Here is a 19,187-nt window from a genome sequence, read left to right on the forward strand (position 1 = left end):
GTTCCGGGTACCGACGTACCCGGAACCACGGCCGATCCCAGGCGATGGCGTAAGCTGCCGGCCCCACCTGCCTGCCTTGCGCCATGACGTTGATCCTCCGCCGTGCCACCGTTGCCGATGCCGACGCCCTCTCGGCGATCGCCATCGCCACCTACACCGAGACCTTCGGCGACTCTTACCCGCCGCAGGACCTGCGCGATTTTCTGGACAACCATTACGCGGTCGAACCACAACGCCGCGAGCTCGCCGATCCATGCAACGCGGCGTGGCTGCTGGACGACGGCGACCGTGTGGTGGGCTATCTCGCCGCAGGCCCGAACAGCCTGCCGCATGCGGACGCTGCCGAAGGCGATATCGAACTCAAGCGGCTGTACGTGCTCGCCAGCCACCAGGGCGGTGGTCACGGTGCGCACCTGATGGACGCGTTCCTGGCATGGCTCGACCAACCGCAGCGGCGAACGCTGTGGGTCGGCGTGTGGTGTGAGAACCTGGGTGCGCAACGCTTCTACGCGCGCTATGGCTGCAGCAAGGTGGGCGAATACGATTTCCCGGTCGGCGACAGCGTCGACCGGGAATTCATCCTGCGCCGCGCCTGAGCGCAGCGCAGGCCTGCATCAGAAGTCGAACAGGTCCGACAGGAAGCTCTCTTTCTTCTTCTTGCGATAGCCGTGCTGATCACTGTACTGCTGCTGGCCCAGATGGCGGGTATCCCTGTGCTGCACGGCGGCCGGCGGCGGCGGAGCGGCGGCGCGTGCCGGGGCGGGCGCAGGCGCTGCGGCACCGGCCGAGCGCTCGATGATCTTGTCCAGTTCACCACGGTCAAGCCACACGCCACGGCACTGCGGGCAGTAGTCGATCTCGATGCCCTGACGCTCGGACATCTGCAGCGCTTGGGTTTTGCATACGGGGCATTGCATGGGCGGTAATCCAAGGGGCAAAGCCGCACTCTAGCCGGTCATAGCTGACCGTGGTGCAACGCGGCCATGACCGATGGCCCCCCGACCTATGCCCCATGCTGCTGGTGTGGCAATGGCGAACAATCCACGCCGTCCCTGGATATGGAGCGTCCCATGCCGTCCCTTCGCCTGCCCACCTGGCTGGCCACCTTCGTGGTGGTGCTGACCCTGGCCGTGTCGATCAATCTGCGCGACCTCGCCGCGTGGCTGGGCAGCCCGATTCCGAAGCTGCCGATTCCCTATGGCGGTGCCATCCTCGACAACGGCCTGGGCGTGCTGCTGGTGCTGGCCGTGGCTGCACTGCTGCTGCGCCCCGGTCAACGCCTGCACGCGCTGCTCGGGTTGCGCTGGAATGGCTGGCAGGGCCCGGCGCTGGCCCTGCTGGCGACCGTGCCCTGCTGGCTCGGCCTGTGGTGGCTGGGCGGGCTGAATCCCACCCAGGACCTGCTGGCCTTGCTGATGCTCGGCGTGCTGTTTCCGTTGGCCGAGGAAATCATCTTCCGCGGTTTCGGTTTCATCTTCGCCCACCGCCAGCAGCGCTGGCCGTGGCTGGCTGCTGCGCTCGTGCAGGCGGTGGTCTTCGGTGCGATCCACTGGTGGTCGTTCGGCGGCGGCGGCGGCATGGCACTGCAGGTGTTCGCCATCACCGGCATCGGCGGGCTGGTGTTCGCCTGGCTCAATACGCTGGACGGTTACACCCTGTGGAGCGGGCTGGCGCTGCACGTCTCGCTCAACCTGGCCTGGAACGTCTTCGTGATCACCGAGGCGACCGCCGTCGGCTGGCCGGCGACGGTGCTGCGCCTGTCGGCGGCGGGCCTGGCGGTCGGGCTGGTGTGGGCCTGGCGGCGCCATCGAAAACGTTCACTCGCCCTCGCATGACCCGCGCCAACGCGGGCAGCACGGCCGGTTCACCGGGCATTTCGGCGACGTCAACGATCTCCTCACCAGCGCCCCGCGATAATTGCGCGCCCCTCTCCGGGGGAAAGCCGGAACCACGCTCCATGTTGTTGTCCAAGCACCATCCCGAACCGCGCGTGCTGTTGATCGAAGACACCGAAGACACCCGCGAGCTCAGCCGCATGGCCCTGGAAAGCCAGGCCTGCGAAGTCGTGGCGGTCAGCTCCGCCGAAGCCGCACTGGGCCTGCTGCAGGCCGGCGAGCGCTTCGATCTGGTCTTCACCGATGTCTGCCTGGGCGCGGTGAGTGGCATCGAGGCGGCGCATCGGGTCAAGCAGCAACAGCCCGGGCTGCCAGTGCTGGTCACCTCGGGCCTGGAGCCCTCCGTGGTGGTGCCGCAGCTCGGTCCGGGCATGCATTTCCTGCCCAAGCCCTACAGCATGAGCGAGCTGCTCGACGCGATCCGTGCCTGCTTCCAGCAGCCGCTGGCGGCCTGCGCCTGAGGCGAGTCACCTGCGTCGGCCGGCGGCCGGCCGAGCGCGCCGCTGAGTGACCTTCATCCGGATTTCATGTCCGCGTGCCCATCGTCGGTGCCGGGAACGGGGGTCTCCCGCTTTCCATACGATGCGACACGCTCCTTTTCCTTGCCGGAATCGACGACATGCTCTTCCGTATGCTGCTGGCCACACCCTTGCTGTTGATGCTGCCGTTGGACGACGCGCGCGCGGATGACGTCGTCACCTGCGAGAGCCGCGACAACCGCTATCAGTCCTGCACCCTGCCTCGCGCCGGCTACGTCACCCTGGACCGCAAACTGTCCGGTGCGGACTGCCGTCAGGGCCGCAACTGGGACTACGATCGTCGTGAGGTCTGGGTCGACGATGGCTGCCGCGCCTCGTTCCGTGTACATGGCGACAGCGATCGCGATGACCGCCATGACGATGACAACCACGACGCCAAGGTCGCCGCCGGCGTGTTGATCGGTGCGGCGATTCTCGGCGCGTTGGCCCACAACGCCAACAAGGATGACGCGCGCTACGACGACGAGAACTACCAGGGCGCACGCCACACGTCCTATGTGCCCAACTGGATGATCGGCGAGTTCGAGGGCTACAACCCGACCTTCAACGCCGACATCCGCATGCGCATCGACAGCGACGGCCGCATGAGCGCACACACGCGTGGGCAGTCGTTGAATGGCTGGGTCAATGGCGGCCAGCTCAACGTCGGCAGCAGCGTGTTCGACATCAGCCAGAGCCGCGAGGGCTTCGTCACCACCGAGGTGGGCGACCGCCAGAACGAGGTGCGTTACCGCCGCGTGCCTTGAGCTACGCGGCGATGGCCGCCATCACTTGGCGATCTGGCACTGCAGCGTGGTGCCGTAGAACTCCAGCGTGGTCTGGTCGTTGTGGATCCGCAGGTCGACACCTTCGCGCCCCCAGCGGCCACCGTTGTTTTCCTCACGGGTCACCGGCACCGGGAACACGATCGCCTGATCGTTGCCCCAACTGACCACGGCCGCGGTCGGGTCGATGTCGTTGTAGAACACCGCCGTCACCGGCTTGCTGTTGTCATCGCAGCGGTACTCGACCTTCGCCGGCACCTGGATGCCGCCAGCGTTGAGGGTCAGCTCGACCAGACGCGTCTGGTAGGACTCCACGAGACAACGGTGCGGATCGACCGCGCGCGAACAGGCATCACGCCCCTTGATCCAGCCCCGCTGTTCGGCCGCGATGTCCAGCTCGTCCGGGCTGGTCTGCACCCGCTTGTAGAGCGCGGCCAGCTGGCGATCCAGTGCGGCCAGGCGCGCGTCGCCGCACACCAGCGTCTCCGCCTGGGACTGCGCCTTGGTGCAATCGAACGACGGCGGCTGCAGGGTCGGGCTGGCGGGGGCGACGGGCGCGCTGGCAGCGGGGGGCGACGTGGCCGGCGCGGCAGGCTCTGCCGGAGTCGCGGTATCGGACGGCGCCGGCTTGGAACAGGCCGCGAGCGCAAGCGCCCCCACACCCAGCAGGACGAAACGGTTCATGGCACCTCCAACAACGATCAACGAATGACTGGCTATTGTGCCCCCGTAAGCGGTTCTGCGGTGTGCACAGGCAGACCGCTCGTGGGCCACGCCTGCATCGCTGCTCACCGTCATTCGAGGACAACCGATTGCCGGGCACCCGCAGGATGCCCCGGCGAGGCATGCTGCGCACCGGGTTGCCGCCCAGCCCCGGCTCACCTACGCTCCATGCCCGAATCGATCCAAGGACCATGCCCCGGATGAGTGGCAGCCCGTTTTCTTCTCTCACGCGACGACTGGCATGGCCGGCGCGTGCGCCTGTCCAGACACCGCTGGGCGCGGCCCTCCTCGTGGTGTTGCTGGTCGCCTCACCCGCACGTGCCGATGACATACCGCCGCAGTTCATGGCGCAGTACGAAGCCACGCGCGATTACCTGCAACTGCTGCAGCAAGCCGACGCCGACAAGGCACCGGAGCAGCTCGACAGCCCACGCGCCATGCAACTGCTGGCGGCGGTGACCAACACGACCGACGTCCTGGCGCCGGACTACGCGACGGCGGACCTGGGGCTGCTGACCAACGCGTGCCAGTACGGCGTAACGCTGTCCACCCGGTTGATGCAGTTCGGCATGGGTACGATGCCAGCCGCGGTGCTCCTCCATTCCGGCGAGCAGGCCCGCCAAGGCAAGCACAACGCCGAGCGCTTCCAGGCACAGCTGGGCCTGCTGCTGCCGTACCTGCTGCAGTGCGGTGCACGGATGCAGCCCCTGGTGGATACGTGGCTGACCGTTGCAACGCCCGCAGAGCTCGCCGGTCTGGGACCGGGCGGCACCGACACCCTTCGCCGCAATGCGCAACGCCAGTATCTGGAGATGCTGGAGGTGATGCGTGCCCAGCCGGCGGGCAGCACGCTGAAGCGGACCCTGGTCGGTGCGCTGGCGGAGACGGCGGCGCCTTACGCGCAGATGCTGCAGCCCGCGCAACGGCAGCCGGTGCGCGAGGCGTTGAAGGAAGCGCTGGAACAGGTGGACCCAAGCGAGGCTCCGCTCCTGCAGCAGGCCATTGCCGCGTTCAGCAGCGACCATTGCGGGACACTCTGCCAATCCTGATACATCGACGGCCGCGTCCACCAACTCGGCGCCTCGGATGAAGGGACGTTGTGGACCCGCAGCGTCGTGGGTGGTCACACCCACGCGGTGTAGCACTTGGTCATGAGACTACCCTGACCCGATGCTCATCCCAGTGCGACCCTCGCGTAACAGCGGCAGGTCCACGCTGGGGTTGCGACATCACGTCGCCTTGGAGTCACACCATGTCCAACATGCAGAACAACGAAAACAACGTCAAGAATGCTGCTGCACAGAAAGGCCCGCAGTCCGAACAGGATCGCAAGGACGCGCAGGCCAAGCAGCAGAAGCAGGAACAGGACACCAAGAACGCCCCTGACGCAGGCAACAAGCCGCAGCAGAAGTAATCGCTCTGCCGCATGGTGGGGCTGCGCATCCGCGCAGCCCTCACATGCAGACGGCGACCAGGCGCACTCGGCGCCATCCCGCACCCTTCAACGTCTCGCGTCCTTCAATCTCCTGCATCCTTCACTACGAACTTCACTACGAAGCTCATTCGCGACGCTGTTGATTCGCGACGCTGCGCATGCGCCTGCTTCCTTGAAGGTGTGGGTAACGGTGTGGGTGACTATGCATCCCGGCCCCGCAGGTCATCTACCTCCTGGCGCATGTCGTCCCAACCGAGCCGCGTCTCCAGCAGCATGCCGTTGAGCGTTCGTCGCGCATGTGCCGTCAGTGCGCCATCGCGCGCGGCCACTTCGAGTGCCCTCACCAGACGCGCTTCAGCTGCCTGGCTCTCGCTGGCGTACTGGATGTCCGCATCCCCGAGTACGGTACCCAACCTGCCAAAGCCGCCACGGAGGCTGCCGGCCAGGGTACGGTGGCGGGAGGGCTGGCCACCGGCGTCGCGCACCAGCCGCGTGACCCCATCGATGACCTGCATTTTCGCTGCGGCCATCCGCATCATCAGCGCGTTCAACTGCGAATCCTGCGTCCCATCGTCGGCGACGGCTCTGGCGTAGATGTCGTGGCCGTCACGCGCGATGCCGATGATCTGGTTGAGTTCGCGTATCGCGTGGCCGGATTGGACGGTACTCATCACAGCGCTCCGTGGGATCGTGGGCCCACTGTGGCCGGGGATCGCCTGATCGTGCGCGCGTCGTGGGGACGGTAGCGTGATGCGGCACCGGGACTTCCGGGAAACACGCGCATTGGCTACGATCGACCGGAGTCGATCGCACACACGATCCCGTCACCCTTGCCCCGTGCGGCACTGCGCCGGGTCGCAAGGAGGCTGTATGGCAGGGTTAAGTGGCACTGTATTCATGCTCGCGATGCTGGGTGTCGCCGCGCCGGGGGCATCCGTTGCCGCGCCGGCATTCGATCGCAGCGCCTGGCAGGCCGACCATGTGGCGCTCAAGCGCGCCTTGGAGCAGGACTACGCGCACCTGGCATGGGCCGCCTCGCCGCAAAGCGGCGTGGACCTTCCCGCACTGGATGCCGCGGCGCGGCGTGCGCTGGCTGAAGCACGTACGGATACGCAGGCGCGCCAAGCCCTGCACACTTTCCTGGCCGGGTTCCAGGATGGTCACCTCAGCCTGCTCGACCCGCTTGAACAGGCGCCCGACACGGCCTCGCCCACTGCCGTGGACCCCCGCACGCTGGGCGCGAGCGCAGGGTGTGCCGCGCTCGGCGTGGCCGATGAAGGCCGGCACGATTTCAGCCTGCCGCTGGAAACGCTGGCCGGCTACCAGCCCCTCAACGACGACGCCGATCCTGTGCTGCGCGCCGGCATTCTCTCGCTGCCGGATGGCCACACGGTGGGTCTGCTGCGCCTGCATGAGTTCGATGCCTTGCGCTATCCGGGCCTCTGCCACGCGCTGTGGCCGCAACTGCGGCATGCGGACTCCACCGACGACATGCGCGGCACCCTGGCCCGGGGCTGGGTCGCGGTGATCGCCGCCAGCCTGCGGCGTTTCCAACAGGACGGAGTGGACGCCGTGCTGGTGGATGTCGGCGACAACCCGGGGGGCGACGACAGTGGCGATACGCTGACCCGGCTGTTCACCCCGCAGCCGGTTGCTTCCGCCGTGCTCCAGGTCAGCCAGTCCCCGGCCGGCAAGCCCTATCTGGACGAACAATACGAGCGGCTCGACGACGCACTGCGCAATCACCGCCCCAACGCCACAGCCCGCAGGCTGCTCACTACGGAGCGGCAGGCGTTCCAGGCGTCGCGGCAGGCCACGGCGCTGCCGGCCTGCAATCTGTCATGGGCCTGGCGGGTACAGCACGACTGGAACGGCCCCACATGCCGGCGCCTGGTGCCCGCAGGTACCTCCGGGGGCCCGTTGCCGAGCCCTGCCGTGGACACCCTCGATGATTTCCTCATCGCGCACCGCCTGGACTGGTCACAGGATCTGCGCGAGCACTGGGGCGCCTGGAAGGGGCCGGTATATGTCCTCACCAATGCAAAGACGGCGTCCTCCGCCGAGATGTTCGCGGCGCGGATGCAGGACAACCACATCGCGCGCATCGTCGGGACGCACAGCGGAGGATACGGCTGCGGCTTCATGAGTGCGCAGGCGATGCCTGAACTGCCCCATTCGCATCTGCGCCTGCGCGTTCCGAACTGCGTGCGCCTGCGTGCCGATGGCAGTGACGAGGTGGCCGGCATCCGGCCGGACCTGCCGGTCGCGCCGCGTCGTGGCGAAGGCGCACGGGCCCGCGCGCAGCGGCTGGTCGATACGCTCATCGGCGACATCGCGCTGCATTGAATGCGGGCCGCGGCGGAGCCAATCCGGCACGCAGGCACGCGGTGAGCGCCGCTACACTGTGCACGCTGCAGGATCCGCAGCCTTCGGCATCGTCTGTCCCATGGAAAGAAGCTACTTCGCCACCCTGCTTGCCTTGATCCTTCATCAGATCGACGCCGCATTCTGGCGTGAGTGGGAGATGTTCCTGCTGCCCGGTGGCGTGCAGGGCTTCCTGGTCTTCAACCTGCTGGCCATCGGCGTGGTGCTGCTCGGCTACCGCGACGTGCTGCTGCAGACCAGCAAGGCGCGCGGCTTTGCGATGGTCTGCGCGGCGCTGGGCATCGCGACGTTCCTCATTCACCTCTGCTTCGCCGTGTTCGGCCACCGCGCTTTCCACCTGCCGTTGTCGATGGCGGTGATCGCAGCCTGCCTGGTCTCGGCGGTGTGCCTGTTGCGCTCGCTGCGCACCGATGCGCAGGGACGCCCACGCGCCTGACCGGTACCCTGGAAACACTGCGCGGGTGTCGGGCGAAGGTATCGGGAGCGACCCTGCCGCCCGGTCTGCCGGTGTGCCAATGCCAGGCGCGCAGTAGGAGAGCAAAAAGGGACAGTACCGTCGCAAAGACGACGGCGGTCTGCAGGACATCGATCACCATTGCCATTCCACTGCTCCGGATCGACCGCCGGCATGCACGCGTTCTCCGGGAAGCGGCATGTCGTGCTCAAGGTCGGGAGGTACAGCGTGCGCGTCCGGGCGATGGACAGGCATCGGTTCTTGCCCTGCTGCGCCTCAGTGAAAGGCGCAATTCGCTGTGATGAAGCTCGGTAGCGCGGACTTGAGCTCTCATGGCGCGTGCGCCCCGCTGGAGGCATGAAAAAGGCGACCTCGCGGTCGCCTCGATCATGATGCAATTGGTGGGCCGTGATGGATTCGAACCATCGACCAAAAGATTAAAAGTCTTCTGCTCTACCAACTGAGCTAACGGCCCATTGCATCCCCGACATGACGCCGGGGGTGCGCATTCTAACGCATCTTGAAGCTCATGCGTACCCGTCCGGCATCACACGTAATGGGTCGGGTCCGGCACGCCGGCATCGGTGAAGCCCTGCGCACGCAGGCGGCAGGCATCGCAGTGGCCGCAGGCGCGGCCCTGGTCATCGGCGTTGTAGCAGGACACGGTCAGGCCGAAGTCCACGCCCAGGCGGACGCCTTCACGCACGATGTCGGCTTTGCTCAGGAATTGCAGCGGTGCATGGACCTGGATCCCCGCCCCTTCCACGCCTGCCTTGGTGGCCAGGTTGGCCAGCGCCTGGAAGGCCTGGATGAACTCGGGGCGGCAATCCGGGTAACCGGAATAGTCCACCGCGTTGACGCCGCAGAAGATGTCGTTGGCGCCCAGCACTTCGGCCCAGCCCAGCGCGACGGACAGCATGATCGTATTGCGTGCCGGCACGTAGGTGACCGGGATGCCCTCGCCGCCCGCTTCCGGGACGTCGATGTCATCGGTCAGGGCCGAGCCGCCGATGCTGCGCAGGTCGACATTGACGGTCTTGTGGGCGACCGCACCCAGCGTGCTGGCGACGGCGGCAGCGGCATCGAGTTCGGAGGTGTGGCGCTGGCCGTAGCGCACGCTCAGTGCGTGGACGGCGAAGCCCTGCTCGCGGGCGATGGCGACAACAGCGGCGGAGTCCATGCCGCCGGACAGGAGGACGACTGCTTTTTTCATGGGGGTGTTTCCGGTGGTTTGCGGGGAACCAGCACGCTGTCCCGCGCCGGACGTCTTTACGGATGGTGAGGCGTGGTCGATGACAAGCGCAGCGCCGTAGCGCTGCAGCCGGCGTTACCTCCCGGGCTCGTCATTCCACAACAGCTTGTGCAGCTGCATCTGGAAGCGCACCGGCAGGCGATCGGCCACGATCCAGTCGGCCAGCTCGCGCGGGCTGACCTCGCTCTTGCTCGGCGAGAACAGCACCATGCTGCGCTCGTTGAGCCGGTGCTCGCGGACCATGCCGCGGGCCCATTCGTAATCCTCGCGGCTGCACAGGACGAACTTGATCTGGTCGCGCTTGGTCAGCAGCGGCAGGTTCTCCAGGCGGTTGCGGGCCATTTCGCCGGAGCCGGGGGTTTTCAGGTCGACCACGCGCGACACGCGCGGATCGACGGCGCTGACATCCAGCGCGCCGGAGGTTTCCAGCGAGACGTCCAGGCCGGCGTCGCAGAGCTTCTCCAACAGCACCAGGCAGCGCTTCTGCGCCAGCGGCTCGCCACCGGTCACGCAGACGTGGTGGACGCCCTGGGCGAGCACCTCGTCCACGATCGCGTCGATGTCCCACCAGGTGCCGCCGTGGAAGGCGTAAGCGGTATCGCAATAGGTGCAGCGCAGCGGGCAGCCGGTCAGGCGCACGAACACGGTCGGCCAGCCGGCAGTATCGGCTTCGCCCTGCAGGGACAGGAAGATCTCGGTGATCTTCAGTCGCGGCAGCGGGGACTGCACGATCTCACTGGGGAGTGCGGCAGCAGCAGACAGGGTCGTGGTCATGGCGGTGATTCGTGGGGGACGGCTTCGGAAACGACAACAGCCGGGCATGGCCCGGCACGGAGGACCGGGCAGCGCCCGGTTGGCGATCCATCAGTATACCGGGCCCGGCCGCTCCAGCGGCCCGGGGCGGGTTCAGCGGATCTGCTGACCCAGCCGGATCGACTGCAGACGGTCCTGCGCAGTGCGCGCGGCGTCGGAGCCGGGATACGTGGACACGACCTGTTCGAGGGTCGCCTGGGCCTGGTCGACCTTGCCTTCGCCATACTGGGAAAGGCCGATCTTGAGCAGGCCACCGGACGCCTTGTCGTGGGTCGGGTAGCGCGAGATGAGGTCGCGGAACTGCGCCTCAGCCAGCGGGAAATTGCGGGTGGCGTAATAGCTCTCGCCCAACCAGTACAACGCGTTGGGGGTGTAGACGCCGTTGGGGTACAACTCGAGGAAGCTCAGGAACAGCTGCGCCGAGTCGTCGTACTTGCCGGCCTTGAGCGAATCGAAGGCGACGTTGTAGGCGGTGCGTTCGTCGCCACTGGCAGCCAGGCTGCCGGCATCGCCGTGCACGCTTGGCGGCCGCTCGGAAGCGGCCGTTGCCGGTTTCGGGGGGGCTGCGGGGGCAGGCGCGGCTGCGGCCGGGGCGGCGGGAAGCGCGGGGGCTCCACCTTCCAGGCGGTTCAGGCGGCTGTCCAGATCCAGATACTGGTCCTTGGCGGACTGCTTGAGCTGCTCATTGTCGTGCTGCAGCTGCTCGACCTGCGACTGCAGGGCCTGCAACTGGGTACGCAGCTGATTGAGCTGGTTGAGCATGTCCATGTTGGACTGGTTGTTGTTCGCCTGCTGCTCAAGCGCGCCGACACGGTCGGCCAGACTCTGCCGCTGCGCATTGGCCGGTGCGGCAGCCACGAGGGCTGCCGCAACGATCATCGATAGAAATCGAAAGCGCATCTATTACTGAGCCGTGTACACGATCTCGACGCGACGGTTCTGCGACCAGCAGGACTCGCCCGACTCGGTGCAGACCGGACGCTCTTCACCGTAGGACACGACGGTCAGCTGCGAAGCCGAGCCACCGTTGGCCTGCAGTGCCGAGGACACGCCGTTGCCACGACGCTCGCCCAGAGCCTGGTTGTAAGCGCGCGAACCGCGCTCATCGGTGTGGCCCTGCAGGGTCATGCGCGAGGACGGACGGTCACGCAGGTACTTGGCGTGGCACGCCATGATGGCCTGGAACTCCGGCTTGACGCTGTCCTGGTCCAGATCGAAGTACACCACGCGCTGGCGCAGGCAGGAATCGGTATCCAGATCACCCGGACCGTACAGACCCGAGGTGGACGGGCCGGTCGGAGCAGTGGTGCTGCCGGTATCAACCGGGGCAGCCGGCACTTCCTTGACCTTCTTGGAACAACCGGCCAGGGCGGCCACGGACAACAGGGAGACAAGCAGAACGCGGGTGGTCTTGTTCATGGCGATACCTTTGAGGCTCCTAAAGCCGGATGAGGGATGAATACGGCGAAATCTTAACACTCTGTTAGCGCTTTGTACGGTATGGCGACCAAGAAGGCTCACGAACATCACCGTCGGCCAGAACCAGCCGCTGGCGCACGCGCGCATCGGCCGATACGGCGTACAACACTCCACGACCACCTTCACGGGCGGCGTACAACACCATGCTTGCGTTGGGCGCGAAGCTCGGCGATTCATCCAGCGACCCTGGCGACAGCGTGTTCCAGCGGGCCGAGCCCGTGCTGCTGTCCATCATCGCGATCTTGTAGGTGTTGCCGCTGCCCTGGGCGACCACCAGCTTCTTGCCGTCGTAGGACAGGCTCGGGGTGGCGTTGTAGTTGCCCTGGAAGGTCACGCGCGAAGCGCTGCCACCGCTGGAGGCGACCTGGTAGATCTGCGGGCGGCCGCCACGGTCGGAGGTGAAGTACACGCTGGAACCGTCCGCACTCCAGGTCGGCTCGGTATCGATGGCGAAGTGGTTGGTCAGCTGGGTCAGCTGCTTGCTGCCCAGATCCATCACGTAGATTTCCGGGTTGCCGCTGCGCGACAGCGACAGGGCCAGGCGGCGGCCATCCGGGGAGAACGAGGGCGCGCTGTTGATACCGCGGAAGCTGGTCACCAGCTCACGTGCGCCGCTGGAGATGTTCTGGATATAGATCGCCGAATTGCCACGCTCGAAGCTCACGTAGGCCAGCTTGTTGCCGTCCGGGCTCCAGCTCGGCGAGAGCAGCGGTTCGGCCGAGCGCACGATGGTCTGCGGGTTGAAGCCGTCCGAATCGGCCACCATCAGCGCATAGCGCATGGCATCGCCCTTGCCGCTGGCAGTGACATAGGCGATGCGGGTCCAGAAGGCGCCGCGCACACCGGTGATCTTTTCGTAGATGGCATCGGCCATCTGGTGGGCGACATCGCGCATGGCATTGCCACGGGCGGTCATCGCCAGGCCGAGCAGGCGCTCGCCCTTGGGCACGTCATACAGTTCGTACTCGACGCGGTAGGCGCCGGCACCGGCGTCCATGACCCGGCCGACCACGATGTAGTTCTGCTTCAGCGCGCGCCAGGTAGCGAACTGGATCTCGCTGCCACGGGTCGGCTTTTCGACGATCTGGGCTTCGGGAAGATTGCGGAACTGGCCCGAACGGTCCAGATCGGCGCGGACCACGGCAGCCACATCGGTCTGCGGAGCACCGGCCGAGCCCTGGTAAGGCATGGGGACAACGGTGATCGGCGTGGCGGAGGCGTTGCCGCCGATGATGTCGATATCCAGCCCCTTCTGCTGCGCCACGGCAGCGAAGGGCAACAACAGGGCCGCAACAACGGCAAGCCAACGAGGCATTTTTTTCATGGAGCGCTCAATAGGGGGAAACCAGAACGAGGGATAACAGGACGGCGGTGAACAGTTTCGCAATCATGAACCAAGGCAGTGTGAATTCCGAGTCACCAAGTGCACAAAACTCACGGGCCGTTAACGACAACGTCCCATTTCAATGCCCGCGATGCGTGCCGGCCCTGCACAGAGACACCGGCATGTCAGTCCAATCGCCCCACCGCCCGGCATCAATCCTGGGCGGTGAAGGTGAAATTGATCGTGCGCGCGAACACCGACTCGAAGCCGCGGTACGGCAACGGTTGGGCGTTCAGCACGGCGGCCTCGATCGAGCGGCGGCCGGCCTCATCGAACGGGCAGCTCCCGCTGACCTTGGCCTGGATCACCTGCCCACCGGGAATCTGGGTGATCGAGACCTGGCAGCGCTGACCCAGCGGCACCGAATCCGGCCGGGTCCACTGCGCGGAGACCTTCTGCTGGATGGCCGCGGCGTACTTGGCGCTGAGGTCGTCACTGGTGCCGCCGGCACCGGCAGCCGGCTTGGCCGCACCGGTGGCGCCGGAGGTCGAGGCCGAGGCATTGGCCGCGCGTGCCGCCGACACCTGGCGCAGCTTCTGCTCGGCCAGCTTGGCTTCGTTCTCGGCCTGGGCGCGCTTGCGGCGGATTTCGGCGAGCTTCTTGTCGCGCTCGGCGTCGGCCTTGGCGTCGTTGGCCTTCTGTTCCTGCTCGGCCAGCTTCTTCTTCTCGGCCTCTTCCTGCTGCTTGGCCAGGCGCAGCTTCTGCTCGGCCTGGTCCTGGCGCTTGCGCTCGGTCAGGTCGATCTGTTCCTGGCGGCGCTTGGCTTCCTGTTCCTGCTTGGCCTTTTCAGCCGAGATCGCCAAGGCGTTGACCGCCTCCTGATCGACCGTGTCGGGCTGGGCGATGCGCTCCTGGGCCTGTTGCTGCTGCGGGGTGGGAGCATCCTGAGGGCGCGGCTCTTCAATCGGCTGCGGCGGCGGGACGGTATCTTCCGGCACCGGTTCGGGCTCGGCGACCGGCTCGGGCAGGTCCGGCAGCGCTTCGGAGGCACGCAAGGCCTGGCGCGCGGCCGATGCCTCGGAGGCGGACAGCTGCAGGCTGGCTTCAATCGCCGGATCGCCGGCCGCCGCTTCGGTCGTGCGCTGCGGCGACCACAACCAGGCGGCAATGAAGATCAGTGCCAGCAGCAGGTGGACGCCGAGCGCCAGCGCGACCGGCAGGCCCCACTCCTCATCCCGTGCGCGCTGCGGTGGCAGGGCTTCAGTGTGCATCGGTCGCCAGGCCCACCTTTTCCACGTTGGCGCGCTTGATCACGTCCATGGCCGCGACCACCTTTTCATACGCCACGGCCCTGTCGGCAGCGACGATCACGCGCAGGTTCTTGTCCTGCGAGGACAGTGCGGACAGCTGGGCCTGCAGCCGGTCAGCATCCATCGGCTCGGGGTCCTTGGCCTCGGGCAGCTTGAGGCTGAGCTGGCCATCCAGGCGGACGGACACGACAACCGGATCCTGCTTGCTCTCCAGCGCCTTGGCCTGGGAGGTCGGCAGATCCACTTCAAAGCTCAGCGTGAGCAGCGGCGCGGTCACCATGAAAATGATGAGCAGCACCAGCATGACGTCGATGTACGGCACGACGTTGATTTCGGATTTGAGCTTTCGGCGCTTGCGGCGGCCAATGGCTGCGGTCATGGCAGGACTCCTGTGCTGGGCGCTTACTCGTCGCCCGCGGTCTGACGCTGCAGGATCGAGCTGAACTCTTCTGCGAAGGTTTCAAAGCGCACCGACATGCGCTCCACGCGGGTGGTGAAGCGGTTGTAGGCCCACACCGCCGGGATCGCCACGAACAGGCCGATCGCGGTGGCGAACAGGGCTTCGGAGATGCCCGGGGCCACCGAGGCGATACCGGCCTGCTCACCGCTGTTGATCATGTCGTGCATGGTCACCATGATGCCGAACACGGTACCGACCAGGCCCACGTACGGGGCGGTCGAGCCGATGTTGGCCAGCAGCTCCAGGCTGCGTTCCATCTGATCCACTTCACGGGTGTAGGTGGTGCGCATGGCGCGCTGGGCGCCTTCAAGCTGCGCACGGCCGTCCAGGCGGCGCTTGTCGCGCAGGCGGGTGAACTCGCGGAAGCCGGCTTCGAAGATGGCTTCCAGCCCGCCGACCTTGCGGTTGCGGTCGGTCGCCGAGCTGTACAGCTTGCCCAGGTCCGCGCCGGACCAGAAGCGGCTTTCGAACTCGTCGGCCTCGCGGTTGGCGGCGTTGAACACGCGCGCCTTGCGGAAGATGATCACCCAGCTGATGAACGAGCCGGCCAACAGCAGCAGCACGATGATCTTCACCGGGATGCTGGCCTTGATCATCAGGTCCAGGTAATTGATGCCACCGCCATGCGCGGCTTGGGCGACAGTCTGTGCCGCGGCGCTGGTGACTTCCTGCGGCAGCGCTTCGGTCACCGTGGCCTGCAGGGCCAGGAGCATTGCGATCATCCGTTGTTCCTCAGTGTGCGGATTCTGGAAATTCGAGGTGTTTCAGCGCGGCATGCAGTGCATCGTCCATGCCACGCGGTTTGAAGGTGGTTGCATCGAGCGCGGCGATCTTCACCTGCGCGGTCAGCAGTGTCTCATCGCCCCGATGGACCGCCTGGGCGAACACCATGCTGGCGCGCTTGCACTGCACCAGCGTGGCGGTGACCGCCAACGCATCATCCAGACGCGCCGGCTTGAGGAAATCCATGGACATGCTGCGTACCGCGAACACCAGGCCGTGGTCGCAGCGCATGCGCTCCTGACCATACCCCAATGCCCGCATCCATTCGGTGCGCGCCCGTTCCATGAAGGCCACGTAGCGGGCGTGGTACACGACCCCGCCAGCGTCGGTATCTTCCCAGTAAATGCGTGTCGGCCAACTGAATCGGGGATCAACCGACATCCGGAATCTCCGCGAACAAGTCGGCCGGCGGGTTTTTCGGCTTCAACCCCATGTGCCGGTAGGCCTTGTGCGTGCACATGCGGCCCCGCGCGGTGCGGATCAGGAAGCCCTGCTGGATCAGGTACGGCTCGACCACATCCTCCAGCGTGCCACGCTCTTCGGACAGGGCCGCCGCCAGCGACTCGATGCCGACCGGGCCACCGTCGAAGTAATCCACCATGGTCCGCAGCAGCCGCCGATCGAGCTCGTCGAAGCCCTCCGGGTCGACCTTCAGCATCTGCATCGCCGCCTGGGCGACGTCCTGGTCGATGTGACCGGCGGCCTTCACCTGGGCGAAATCGCGCACGCGGCGCAGCAGCCGGTTGGCGATACGCGGGGTGCCGCGCGAGCGCCGTGCGATCTCGGCCGCGCCTTCGGCGGTGCAATCAATGTTGAGGATGCTGGCCGAGCGCCGGACGATCTTGGTGAGCTCTTCCGGCGTATAGAACTCCAGCCGGTGCACGATGCCGAAGCGGTCGCGCAGCGGCGCGGTCAGCAGGCCTGCACGGGTGGTCGCGCCGATCAGGGTGAACGGCGGCAGATCGATCTTGATCGAGCGGGCCGCAGGGCCCTCGCCGATCATGATGTCGATCTGGAAATCTTCCATCGCCGGGTACAGCACTTCTTCCACGACCGGCGAGAGGCGGTGGATCTCATCGATGAACAGCACATCGTGCGGCTGCAGATTGGTCAGCAGCGCAGCCAGATCGCCCGCCTTTTCGATCACCGGGCCGGAGGTGACGCGCAGCGCGACCCCCAGCTCATTGGCGATCACATGGCTCAACGTGGTCTTGCCCAGACCCGGCGGCCCGAAGATCAGCACGTGGTCGAGCGCGTCGCCACGGGCCTTGGTCGCCTCGATGTAGATCGACAGCTGCTCGCGCACAGGCGCCTGGCCGAGGTAATCGGCCATGCGCTTGGGGCGGATGCTGGCGTCGGTGCCCTCGTCTTCGCGGGTGGCACCGGCGGCGATGATGCGGTCGTCGGTCATTCGGCAATTATGCGGCAAAAGCGGCGCGATCCGCGCCCCGTAGTGCCGGCCGCTGGCCGGCTCCTCATGACATCTGCATCCCGCGGAGCCGGCCAGCGGCCGGCACTACCGGGATCGAATCGGAGGAAGAGCCCCCTTGTTGTTCAAGGGGGCGCGCCGAAGGCGCGGGGATAAGGTGGAATGCGCCCGGGCCCCAAGGTTTGCGAAGCAGACCTTGGGCCGCAGGTGGCGATCTGACGGCGTCAGATCTCCACCTGCGCCCCCAGTTCGACCAGCCGATTACCCGGAATCCGGAAGAACCCGGTCGCCGGCGCGGCGTTGCGGTGCATCAGCGCGAACAGCTTGTCGCGCCAGATCGGCATGCCGCGGTTGGCGGTGGCCACGATGGTCTCGCGGCTGGCGAAGAACGTGGTGTCCATCGGATCGAAGTAGATCCCGCCGTGGTCGCACGAACGCATCAGCGCCAGTGGCACGTCCGGCGTTTCCATGAAGCCGAACTTCACGTAGATCCGATAGAACTCATCGCCCACCGATTCGATCTTCAGGCGCTGGCCCGACGGCGCGTACGGCACCGGCAGGGTCACCACGTGCAGGAACACATTGCGCTCGTGCAGCACCTTGTTGTGCTTGAGGTTGTGCATCAGCGCATGCGGGGCCACCGAGGGATCGGCGGTGAGGAACACGGCAGTGCCCGGCACCCGCACCGGCGGGGCCAGCATCAGGCCCGGCAGGAAGGTGTCGATCCGGATGCCGTCCTTGCGGATTTCATCGCGCAGCAGCTCGCGGCCACGGCGCCAGGTGCGCATCATGGTGAACAGCACGATGCCCAGCACCACCGGGAACCACGCGCCCTGCAGCAGCTTGGCGCCATTGGCGATCACAAAGCCCAGGTCGATCACGAAGAACACCGCGCACAGCGGGATGATCCAGTAGCGCGAGGTCGGCCACAGCGCGCGGGCCACCAGGGCCAGCAGCAGGGTATCGATCAGCATCGTGGCCGAGACCGAAATGCCGTAGGCCACGGCCAGGTTGGAGGAGCTGCGGAACGCCAGCACCAGCCCGATCACCATCACCGCGATGCCCCAGTTGATGCCCGGGATGTAGATCTGGCCGATGGTGTCGTGCGAGGTGTGGGTGATGCGCATGCGCGGGATGTAGCCCAGCTGCATGGCCTGGCGCGACACCGAGAACGCCCCGGTGATCACCGACTGCGAGGCGATCACCGCGGCCATCGTGGCCAGGATGATCATCGGGTACAGCGCCCAGTCCGGCACCGCTTCGAAGAACGGGTTCTTGACCGCCTCGGGGTTGTTGAGCACCAGTGCGCCCTGCCCCAGGTAGTTCAGCACCAGGCACGGCAGCACGAAGAAGTACCAGGCATGGCGGATCGGCTTGGCGCCAAAGTGGCCCATGTCCGCGTACAGCGCCTCGCCGCCGGTCACGGCCAGCACCACCGCGCCGAGGATGAAGATGCCGTGCCAGCCATGCTCCATGAAGAAGCGCAGCGCCCACATCGGGTTGAACGCCTTGAGCACCTCGGGTGCATCGACGATGTTGTAGATGCCGATCGCGGCCAACGAGATGAACCAGATCGAGGTGATCGGACCGAACAGCTTGCCGATCTTCTCGGTACCAAAGCGCTGCACGGCAAACACCGCCAGCAGCACCACCACCGTGATCGGCACGATGAACGCATGCAGCCCGGGAGCCGCGACCTCCAGACCTTCCACCGCGCCCAGCACCGAGATGGCCGGGGTGATCACCCCGTCACCGAAGAACAGCGAGGCGCCGAAGATGCCCAGGATGCCCACCACGTAGGCCGAGCGCGAGCCGTTGCGCAGGGTTCGCTGGGTCAGCGCCATCAACGCCATGATGCCGCCCTCGCCCTCATTGTCGGCGCGCATGATGATGGTGACGTACTTGAGGGTAACCACGATGTTCAGTGCCCAGAAGGCCAGCGACAGCACCCCCAGCACGGTGTCATGGTCGCTGTTGAGCCCGTAGTGCGGGGAGAACGCTTCTTTCAGCGTGTACAGCGGGCTGGTGCCGATATCGCCGAATACCACGCCGATGGCGCCGATCATCAGCGCCATGCCACCGGCGGCCGGCGCGTGCCCGTGCGGGGACGGGCCATCGCTGTGCTGGGAAGAAGTGGTGGAC

Annotated in this window: 22 protein-coding genes and 1 tRNA gene; 8 read left to right on the forward strand and 15 right to left on the reverse strand. The window is 66.4% G+C overall.

The window, feature by feature from the left end; all coding sequences use genetic code 11:
- The first annotated feature begins 83 nt into the window (after positions 1 to 83).
- Positions 84 to 596, forward strand: coding sequence for an N-acetyltransferase family protein (locus tag ACWV8V_RS17890; RefSeq protein WP_455900371.1), 513 nt, complete (start codon positions 84 to 86; stop codon positions 594 to 596).
- Between the two features lie 18 nt (positions 597 to 614).
- Here the strand turns inward: ACWV8V_RS17890 and ACWV8V_RS17895 are convergent, their stop codons facing one another.
- On the reverse strand, positions 615 to 917 hold the full coding sequence (locus ACWV8V_RS17895; RefSeq protein ID WP_259259419.1) for a TFIIB-type zinc ribbon-containing protein: 303 nt from the start codon (positions 915 to 917) through the stop codon (positions 615 to 617).
- Between the two features lie 153 nt (positions 918 to 1,070).
- Between ACWV8V_RS17895 and ACWV8V_RS17900 the strand changes: the two genes are divergently transcribed.
- The 3 genes from ACWV8V_RS17900 to ACWV8V_RS17910 all read left to right on the forward strand — a co-directional run bounded on the left by ACWV8V_RS17900 (position 1,071) and on the right by ACWV8V_RS17910 (position 3,180).
- Positions 1,071 to 1,835: a CPBP family intramembrane glutamic endopeptidase gene (locus tag ACWV8V_RS17900; RefSeq protein ID WP_259259418.1), complete on the forward strand. Its 765-nt coding sequence runs from the start codon at positions 1,071 to 1,073 to the stop codon at positions 1,833 to 1,835.
- Positions 1,836 to 1,957: 122 nt separating this feature from the next.
- The gene (locus tag ACWV8V_RS17905; protein ID WP_259259417.1) at positions 1,958 to 2,356 is read left to right on the forward strand and encodes a response regulator; all 399 of its coding nucleotides are present in this window, start codon (positions 1,958 to 1,960) and stop codon (positions 2,354 to 2,356) included.
- A 158-nt stretch (positions 2,357 to 2,514) separates the two neighbouring features.
- Complete coding sequence (locus ACWV8V_RS17910; protein WP_455900372.1) at positions 2,515 to 3,180, forward strand: DUF3011 domain-containing protein; 666 nt, start codon at positions 2,515 to 2,517, stop codon at positions 3,178 to 3,180.
- Between the two features lie 21 nt (positions 3,181 to 3,201).
- Here the strand turns inward: ACWV8V_RS17910 and ACWV8V_RS17915 are convergent, their stop codons facing one another.
- Entirely contained in the window at positions 3,202 to 3,882 is a 681-nt protein-coding gene (locus ACWV8V_RS17915; RefSeq protein WP_455900373.1) for a lysozyme inhibitor LprI family protein, read from the reverse strand.
- A gap of 230 nt (positions 3,883 to 4,112) precedes the next feature.
- On the opposite strand from ACWV8V_RS17915, the gene ACWV8V_RS17920 reads away from it, so the two are divergent.
- Positions 4,113 to 4,970, forward strand: coding sequence for a hypothetical protein (locus ACWV8V_RS17920; protein WP_455900374.1), 858 nt, complete (start codon positions 4,113 to 4,115; stop codon positions 4,968 to 4,970).
- 203 nt (positions 4,971 to 5,173) lie between these two features.
- On the forward strand, positions 5,174 to 5,335 hold the full coding sequence (locus ACWV8V_RS17925) for a hypothetical protein (protein ID WP_313210433.1): 162 nt from the start codon (positions 5,174 to 5,176) through the stop codon (positions 5,333 to 5,335).
- 221 nt (positions 5,336 to 5,556) lie between these two features.
- Here the strand turns inward: ACWV8V_RS17925 and ACWV8V_RS17930 are convergent, their stop codons facing one another.
- Positions 5,557 to 6,027, reverse strand: coding sequence for a PA2169 family four-helix-bundle protein (locus ACWV8V_RS17930; protein ID WP_455900375.1), 471 nt, complete (start codon positions 6,025 to 6,027; stop codon positions 5,557 to 5,559).
- Positions 6,028 to 6,253: 226 nt separating this feature from the next.
- Here ACWV8V_RS17930 and ACWV8V_RS17935 point away from each other — a divergent pair, with 226 nt between their 5' ends.
- The gene (locus ACWV8V_RS17935) at positions 6,254 to 7,702 is read left to right on the forward strand and encodes a S41 family peptidase (protein ID WP_455900376.1); all 1,449 of its coding nucleotides are present in this window, start codon (positions 6,254 to 6,256) and stop codon (positions 7,700 to 7,702) included.
- 100 nt (positions 7,703 to 7,802) lie between these two features.
- Positions 7,803 to 8,177, forward strand: a complete 375-nt coding sequence (locus tag ACWV8V_RS17940; RefSeq protein ID WP_259259411.1) for a DUF6713 family protein — start codon at positions 7,803 to 7,805, stop codon at positions 8,175 to 8,177.
- Between the two features lie 417 nt (positions 8,178 to 8,594).
- On the opposite strand, the gene ACWV8V_RS17945 is transcribed toward ACWV8V_RS17940, so the two are convergent.
- From ACWV8V_RS17945 to ACWV8V_RS18000, 12 genes are all read right to left on the reverse strand, one after another.
- Positions 8,595 to 8,670 (reverse strand) — tRNA-Lys (locus tag ACWV8V_RS17945).
- 72 nt (positions 8,671 to 8,742) lie between these two features.
- Positions 8,743 to 9,408: a 7-cyano-7-deazaguanine synthase QueC gene (queC, locus tag ACWV8V_RS17950; protein ID WP_259259410.1), complete on the reverse strand. Its 666-nt coding sequence runs from the start codon at positions 9,406 to 9,408 to the stop codon at positions 8,743 to 8,745.
- Positions 9,409 to 9,522: 114 nt separating this feature from the next.
- Positions 9,523 to 10,221 carry a 7-carboxy-7-deazaguanine synthase QueE gene (gene queE / locus ACWV8V_RS17955; RefSeq protein ID WP_259259409.1) on the reverse strand — a complete coding sequence of 233 codons (699 nt, stop codon included), beginning with the start codon at positions 10,219 to 10,221 and terminating at the stop codon, positions 9,523 to 9,525.
- A 132-nt stretch (positions 10,222 to 10,353) separates the two neighbouring features.
- Positions 10,354 to 11,160, reverse strand: a complete 807-nt coding sequence (gene ybgF, locus ACWV8V_RS17960; protein WP_259259408.1) for a tol-pal system protein YbgF — start codon at positions 11,158 to 11,160, stop codon at positions 10,354 to 10,356.
- Positions 11,161 to 11,163: 3 nt separating this feature from the next.
- On the reverse strand, positions 11,164 to 11,679 hold the full coding sequence (gene pal / locus ACWV8V_RS17965; protein ID WP_121039134.1) for a peptidoglycan-associated lipoprotein Pal: 516 nt from the start codon (positions 11,677 to 11,679) through the stop codon (positions 11,164 to 11,166).
- A 64-nt stretch (positions 11,680 to 11,743) separates the two neighbouring features.
- Positions 11,744 to 13,063 carry a Tol-Pal system beta propeller repeat protein TolB gene (gene tolB, locus ACWV8V_RS17970; RefSeq protein WP_259259407.1) on the reverse strand — a complete coding sequence of 440 codons (1,320 nt, stop codon included), beginning with the start codon at positions 13,061 to 13,063 and terminating at the stop codon, positions 11,744 to 11,746.
- A 212-nt stretch (positions 13,064 to 13,275) separates the two neighbouring features.
- Positions 13,276 to 14,334, reverse strand: coding sequence for a cell envelope integrity protein TolA (tolA, locus tag ACWV8V_RS17975; protein ID WP_259259406.1), 1,059 nt, complete (start codon positions 14,332 to 14,334; stop codon positions 13,276 to 13,278).
- On the reverse strand, positions 14,324 to 14,752 hold the full coding sequence (gene tolR / locus ACWV8V_RS17980; protein WP_123730396.1) for a protein TolR: 429 nt from the start codon (positions 14,750 to 14,752) through the stop codon (positions 14,324 to 14,326). Before tolR ends, tolA begins: the two co-directional genes overlap by 11 nt.
- Before the next feature lie 23 nt (positions 14,753 to 14,775).
- On the reverse strand, positions 14,776 to 15,555 hold the full coding sequence (gene tolQ / locus ACWV8V_RS17985; protein ID WP_121039143.1) for a protein TolQ: 780 nt from the start codon (positions 15,553 to 15,555) through the stop codon (positions 14,776 to 14,778).
- A 10-nt stretch (positions 15,556 to 15,565) separates the two neighbouring features.
- A complete protein-coding gene (gene ybgC / locus ACWV8V_RS17990) occupies positions 15,566 to 15,997 on the reverse strand; it encodes a tol-pal system-associated acyl-CoA thioesterase (RefSeq protein ID WP_123730395.1) in 432 nt (143 codons plus the stop codon).
- On the reverse strand, positions 15,987 to 17,027 hold the full coding sequence (gene ruvB / locus ACWV8V_RS17995; protein WP_123730394.1) for a Holliday junction branch migration DNA helicase RuvB: 1,041 nt from the start codon (positions 17,025 to 17,027) through the stop codon (positions 15,987 to 15,989). The genes ybgC and ruvB overlap by 11 nt, the downstream gene beginning before the upstream one ends.
- Positions 17,028 to 17,269: 242 nt before the next feature.
- Positions 17,270 to 19,120 carry a potassium transporter Kup gene (locus tag ACWV8V_RS18000; protein WP_184997297.1) on the reverse strand — a complete coding sequence of 617 codons (1,851 nt, stop codon included), beginning with the start codon at positions 19,118 to 19,120 and terminating at the stop codon, positions 17,270 to 17,272.
- Between the last annotated feature and the right edge of the window lie 67 nt (positions 19,121 to 19,187).

The sequence above is a fragment of the Stenotrophomonas sp. Ker107b genome (genome assembly GCF_053847245.1).

Coding starts and splice junctions, on each gene's coding strand:
- ACWV8V_RS17890 (WP_455900371.1), top strand. CDS start 84: ATGACGTTGATCCTCCGCCGTGCCACCGTTGCCGATGCCGACGCCCTC.
- ACWV8V_RS17895 (WP_259259419.1), bottom strand. CDS start 917: ATGCAATGCCCCGTATGCAAAACCCAAGCGCTGCAGATGTCCGAGCGT.
- ACWV8V_RS17900 (WP_259259418.1), top strand. CDS start 1,071: ATGCCGTCCCTTCGCCTGCCCACCTGGCTGGCCACCTTCGTGGTGGTG.
- ACWV8V_RS17905 (WP_259259417.1), top strand. CDS start 1,958: ATGTTGTTGTCCAAGCACCATCCCGAACCGCGCGTGCTGTTGATCGAA.
- ACWV8V_RS17910 (WP_455900372.1), top strand. CDS start 2,515: ATGCTCTTCCGTATGCTGCTGGCCACACCCTTGCTGTTGATGCTGCCG.
- ACWV8V_RS17915 (WP_455900373.1), bottom strand. CDS start 3,882: ATGAACCGTTTCGTCCTGCTGGGTGTGGGGGCGCTTGCGCTCGCGGCC.
- ACWV8V_RS17920 (WP_455900374.1), top strand. CDS start 4,113: ATGCCCCGGATGAGTGGCAGCCCGTTTTCTTCTCTCACGCGACGACTG.
- ACWV8V_RS17925 (WP_313210433.1), top strand. CDS start 5,174: ATGTCCAACATGCAGAACAACGAAAACAACGTCAAGAATGCTGCTGCA.
- ACWV8V_RS17930 (WP_455900375.1), bottom strand. CDS start 6,027: ATGAGTACCGTCCAATCCGGCCACGCGATACGCGAACTCAACCAGATC.
- ACWV8V_RS17935 (WP_455900376.1), top strand. CDS start 6,254: ATGCTCGCGATGCTGGGTGTCGCCGCGCCGGGGGCATCCGTTGCCGCG.
- ACWV8V_RS17940 (WP_259259411.1), top strand. CDS start 7,803: ATGGAAAGAAGCTACTTCGCCACCCTGCTTGCCTTGATCCTTCATCAG.
- queC (WP_259259410.1), bottom strand. CDS start 9,408: ATGAAAAAAGCAGTCGTCCTCCTGTCCGGCGGCATGGACTCCGCCGCT.
- queE (WP_259259409.1), bottom strand. CDS start 10,221: ATGACCACGACCCTGTCTGCTGCTGCCGCACTCCCCAGTGAGATCGTG.
- ybgF (WP_259259408.1), bottom strand. CDS start 11,160: ATGCGCTTTCGATTTCTATCGATGATCGTTGCGGCAGCCCTCGTGGCT.
- pal (WP_121039134.1), bottom strand. CDS start 11,679: ATGAACAAGACCACCCGCGTTCTGCTTGTCTCCCTGTTGTCCGTGGCC.
- tolB (WP_259259407.1), bottom strand. CDS start 13,063: ATGAAAAAAATGCCTCGTTGGCTTGCCGTTGTTGCGGCCCTGTTGTTG.
- tolA (WP_259259406.1), bottom strand. CDS start 14,334: ATGCACACTGAAGCCCTGCCACCGCAGCGCGCACGGGATGAGGAGTGG.
- tolR (WP_123730396.1), bottom strand. CDS start 14,752: ATGACCGCAGCCATTGGCCGCCGCAAGCGCCGAAAGCTCAAATCCGAA.
- tolQ (WP_121039143.1), bottom strand. CDS start 15,555: ATGATCGCAATGCTCCTGGCCCTGCAGGCCACGGTGACCGAAGCGCTG.
- ybgC (WP_123730395.1), bottom strand. CDS start 15,997: ATGTCGGTTGATCCCCGATTCAGTTGGCCGACACGCATTTACTGGGAA.
- ruvB (WP_123730394.1), bottom strand. CDS start 17,027: ATGACCGACGACCGCATCATCGCCGCCGGTGCCACCCGCGAAGACGAG.
- ACWV8V_RS18000 (WP_184997297.1), bottom strand. CDS start 19,120: ATGGCGCTGATGATCGGCGCCATCGGCGTGGTATTCGGCGATATCGGC.